General features: G+C 51.9%; 4 protein-coding genes. All 4 read left to right on the forward strand.

The features are described from left to right. On the forward strand, positions 1 to 180 hold a 180-nt coding region (locus IEX86_RS24315; RefSeq protein ID WP_188868726.1), incomplete at its 5' end, for an IS3 family transposase. Positions 181 to 183: 3 nt separating this feature from the next. Then, on the forward strand, positions 184 to 327 hold the full coding sequence (locus IEX86_RS24320) for a hypothetical protein (RefSeq protein WP_188868727.1): 144 nt from the start codon (positions 184 to 186) through the stop codon (positions 325 to 327). A 98-nt stretch (positions 328 to 425) separates the two neighbouring features. Next, a complete protein-coding gene (locus IEX86_RS24325; RefSeq protein WP_188868728.1) occupies positions 426 to 830 on the forward strand; it encodes a hypothetical protein in 405 nt (134 codons plus the stop codon). 34 nt (positions 831 to 864) lie between these two features. Further along, positions 865 to 4,758 carry a hypothetical protein gene (locus IEX86_RS24330; protein ID WP_188868729.1) on the forward strand — a complete coding sequence of 1,298 codons (3,894 nt, stop codon included), beginning with the start codon at positions 865 to 867 and terminating at the stop codon, positions 4,756 to 4,758. Positions 4,759 to 5,030: the final 272 nt, after the last annotated feature.

Consider the following 5,030-nt stretch of genomic DNA (forward strand, 5'->3'; position numbering starts at 1 on the left):
GCCTCGCTTAAACAGCTGCAGGAGCATATAAAGGATTATCTGTGGGCGTATAACAGCGCTCGTCCATTGCGCGCCTTGAAAGGGCAAACACCGATTGGCTTTATTCTCGGGCAATGGCATAAACAACCACAGCTCTTTTTAACCGATCCTAACCCCTTCTTCCCGGGACCTAACACCTAGGGCTTGCTACCGACCATCTGTAATGCCCTAAACGCAGCACTTACTGAAGACTTCGAAGCGGCCAAAGCCCTATTGCTGAAGCGCCTGGGGCAGATCACGCGGGTGCAGTTGATGGCTGACTTCGAAGCCCGCTACCTGCGCGCGTAGAGGGCTTCTAGCAGCATTGCGCATTGGGAACTAACCAGTGCCTCGTGCCACTCAGGGGTAGGCGTTAAACGTCAGAACCATTTGAGAAAGGGCCCCGCATGCCTCTTCCGACCAAGCCCCCCACGCCCGTGGCGACCTTTGAACTGCCAATTGAGGTGAAGTGCGACTCTATGCACTTCACTGTGGCCGGCCGCTGTATGACGCCACTGGACATCCAGCAACAAGCCTTGTTTCTCGCCGCCCTCAAGCCGCTGCGGTTGGATTGGCCTCATCCCCAGCGTGATAGCCGGGGCCATAGCGCCTGGCTTTATATCGCGCAACTCGCTAGTCAAGAAACTCAGGTCGCGGTAGTGGTAAATACCGAGGGGCGCTTGCTCAAGTTGCGGGCTTTCAGCCCTACCTACGATGGACTACCGTCAAAAACGCTGACCTTCGCGATCTTCCGGCCACCACCCGGGGCAAGCGAACGCCAAAGCCAACTCGCCCTGGCAAGCCCGAACTGAGTCCATCCAGCCTGATTAAGGACGCTGTTTACCTGTGGATATCTCCCGCCCTATTTCGCCCACGCACATTGCCCCGATTATACCTAGGCTTAATCAGGCGCAGGTACAACCGTCTCAAAGCTTTCGTTTAAAGCTTGCTGAAGGCGAGTATGCGATTACTCCTCGAAATGCTGACAATCAACTCCTAAACAAGGAGCAATTGCATGCATTCGAGCAGGCCTGCAAATCAGTCGAGTCCATGGAAAACATTGAGTTACCTCATGGCAGCGTTCGTAGAGGTAAAGTCCCTCTGCAGCCCGCTTCATTACTTTCCGAAGAGAAAGTAATGGAAGTCCAGGTGCACCTAAACAAGAGCAACGTGCCAGTGCGGATGCAGGCCAATGAACTAGACGTGCTTGCTTTAGCCAATGGCGGCATGGGCAGAGAGCTATTTAATATCCGTCTGCACATGCAGCCAGCCGTGACCCAGGCACAGGGGGCGCCTACAGCCACTGCGGCTTCTGCTGCCAGGCGTATATCAAGCACTGCTGGCGTTATTAGCGGACACTCAGCAGAATCGATCCAAAAAGCTGCACGTAGGGAGTCATTTAATCAGGCCCGGGTGCTGCTTGAAGCGATTTATCGCAATATTACAGATAATGATGACGAATCGTCTTATGACTTGCCAGCACTCAAGAATCTGGCGAACAAGCCGCTCTCCGTCAAATTGGCTGTGGCCATATTAGCCATCGAGGGTAATGTTGAGCCTGGCCCCGTACTGCGAGCCTTACGCCTAGGTCAAGATCGTCCCCAGGCACACGCTAAACACGTCATTCTTAATACACTGCCCGATCTGAATGCGGTACAAGCCCTTGCTAAGAGCATCGACGACCTTAACCCAGACCAGCAGAACGTCGCGATGCTGCTCAAAATTGGCCAACGTCTAGCGCAAGAGTCTGACGCGGATTTCGTACCTTACATTAACCGTTTGCACGGTACTGCAACCTTTGAAGATCATTCGATAGAAATCAACCCTGCGTACAAACCGCTCAAGTTACCTCAAAACCAGCTCATTGAGTTGGTGGGGACGTGGCTTATGCATACCCCCGCACTGACTACCGGTACCACGAACTCAGCTACAGAGTATTCTAATATCGAGGCTCTACTCGGCCCCGGCGGACTAATGGGTACAGGCTCTCCCCGTATTCCGCGCCTGATGCATAACCTGGATAGGCATCTTCAGGGGCGTTTTGGTAATACCCCTCAATATCGACACTGGCTGGGTTATACCGCCGCGCATTTACTGGACAGGCGACTTCAACCACAAGACGACCAGGTATTGGACGAGACACTCGTGCATTTGGCTCAATTACCCGAGCTCAACTACATCGGCAGCCAACTCATAGGACGCTCTCAAAACCTGCCTGCTCTGTGCGAGACCTTACGTGGCTTCAAGGATAAACCTTTGGGATTGCTGTTACACGCCGCTGTGCCCGAAGAACCTGAGTTAGCCAGACGTTTTGCCCAAGCTATGCCTTTTCAATTCGGCTACCACCTCCCGAACTATGTGACGATGGTCCAGGCTCTGTCTGAATTCAGCGGTACCGCAGAACTGAAGCCGGAAGCCAAGGCGTATTTACTGAGGCTTGCTGCAGACCACGTGGAGCAATCTAACAACTCGGCGCAGAGCGCTATGGAAATGATGCAAGTGCTGGGTACTATAGGCCGCCTGATCAATCAAGGAGAGGAACGGAGCCAGGTTATGCCAGCGTATGGAAGTTGGCTTCCAAAGGCTGAAAGCGCGGATCAATTACGGCGCGCGGCAAATCCGGATCGAGCCTTTTTAGAGGGGCTGACAGAATATCTGATCGATGCCGATCCACGAGCGGCACACATGTTGGCTGCTAAGTTGAAGCCCAATGACGAGATGGACAATTCGTCTTCCTCCGGCCTAGCCCTTCCAGTGGTGTTGACACTGGATACCAACCAGGCCTACGAGTGGATCCTTCCTAAGATCAAAGCGTGGGCTGCTACCAGCGATCCCGCAGAGTTAATGAATCGCGCACTGCACCTCAATGGCCTGCTCACCGAGACCCTAGACGATGGCGAGTACCGCTTTTCCGACAAGTACCCGAACCTACGCGAAATTGCTGAGCAAGCCGAAGTAACGGACAACCGGGCACTCTTGGGCTGGGTACAAATGGCTGGGCTTCTCTGGCATAGCCTTGGGGCCCCAAATCAGATTCCCAAGATAGCTACCGAGCAATTGCAAAGCATTGGTAACTTCCATAACGAACACTACCGGATGGGCGTTACGCTTTGCTTGTATCGAGCGGTCAGTGATCCAGACACAGCCAAAGCCTTCAAAACTTTTACTGAGCGTTTCAAGGCAAAGCATACGAAGATTTTCGCCGCCCCACTATTTTTGCTGGCCGCAGGCGACCCGCGCGCGCTACCTGAATTAACTAAAGTGGTACAAAGCCGCGGATTCAAAGATACTCGCCGTGTCGCGCCCATGGTGAAATTCCTTTCAGAAATGGCATTGAGTAAATCGCTCGATCCCATGCAAAAGCAGCGAATTCTTGATGTGGTGAGCCAAGGTGCCTCCAATTATCGAGACGGTGTAACCCCCGACATGGCCCACGCCCTAGCGTTGGTTAAAATCGCAGATGCTGACACTTCGGATAAAGGGCTAGCCTTAGCGGCGCTGCGGGGCTTGCATGATAGGAGTGACACACAAGCCGCTAGCAAAGCGTTAAGCAAAATACTATATGGCATCACGGATCAGGAGAGCACTCACTTCCACGATGATTACTCAAAATTCATGCAGCATTCCAGGGCCAACACGACCCTGAGCTTCTATGCAACCTCCATATACCTTGGTATTGCTCGTAAGGAAGTACCAGCTTCTATGCGAGACGAGGTAGGGCTGATGGCAAGAGCGCTGGTGGCTAGGGACGGTGGTGCCATGGCTAAAGACCTCCGATATGACGTGAAAAACAGTCCTCATAATGCAAAGATTAAAGACACAGCACCGGATGCGTGGCGCCTGTGGCAAGAACCTGTGCAGCGCACCGAGCCAATTACATTCAACGCTGATGATCTAGTTAATCACGTTGACCCGGCAAGGTTTTTACACGATAAAATTATTCGTGAAAATCATGCCCCGGAAGATGAATTCTCGCTATTGATATCCGTGCTGGACAAGGAAATCTCTGTTGCTAAGGCACTTGAGCAGCTTCCTGAACATGCGCCAAGCCCGCATAAAGCCATTGAGCGACAATTGCTGATGGCGGTTGCGCCTGGCAACTCAATGTCACAGAGTGCCCAACATCTACGGGCCATTTCCCAGGATATGCCATTTCCCCAACTGGCGTTTGATATCAAAACCCTGATCAAAAAGCTTGAACCACAACCATTATCCGCTGAAAAATGCTCGAGCCTAAAAGCATCCATTTCAGATAATAGGGAAGATCTGTTTCTTTGTGGTACCGAAATCATGGGCTCATGTCTAAATATCCATGGCAACCCTTCCTTCACCAAAGCGCTGCCCGGTTATCTGCTAGATGGTAAATACCTGAGCGCACAAATTTGCAATGATCAGGGCGCTCTTATGTGGCGTAGAATGCTGCGGCTGACTTGGAGCATAGAACACGAAAAACCTGTGATTTATGTCGATAGGGAATACGGAAACCTTGGTGTTCCAGACAAACTCAAGGCTGCCACTCTACGACTAGTTCAAGAAAAAGCATTGCGGATGGGGGCACTTGTAGCAGTCGATGATAACGACGAGTATGCCGATAACGAGGTAACGAACTTGGGCGCGGTACATGTATTACGCAGCGGGCGGCAGTTTGAATACGTAGATGCCTTAGAGAGCACTATGGGGGGAGGTGAATATAGAATTCCGCACACCCAGCCTATGCGTCAACTTGGGCCGATTCGCTAAAGCCTTGCACCCGGTGAAACGGCTGTCCTTAGCCCCTGTGGCAACCACCAGGCACTCTTGAAGTATAGGGATTTCAAAGGTTCCTATACATTGGAAGCTGCCAGAAAAGGTGTCTGTCAACGTTTACCCATACGTAGTGGACGTTGAGAGCACCTGTTTTTCATGAATGAAATTATTGAAATGTCGATTAAGAGGGTGTAGACAAAATAAAACCTTTCACGCCAGTCTATTGAGCAGGATACGCGCAGTGGCCAGCCATACCCAGGCTGCGG

Source organism: Pseudomonas asuensis, assembly GCF_014646755.1.
Taxonomy (GTDB): Bacteria; Pseudomonadota; Gammaproteobacteria; order Pseudomonadales; family Pseudomonadaceae; genus Chryseomonas; species Chryseomonas asuensis.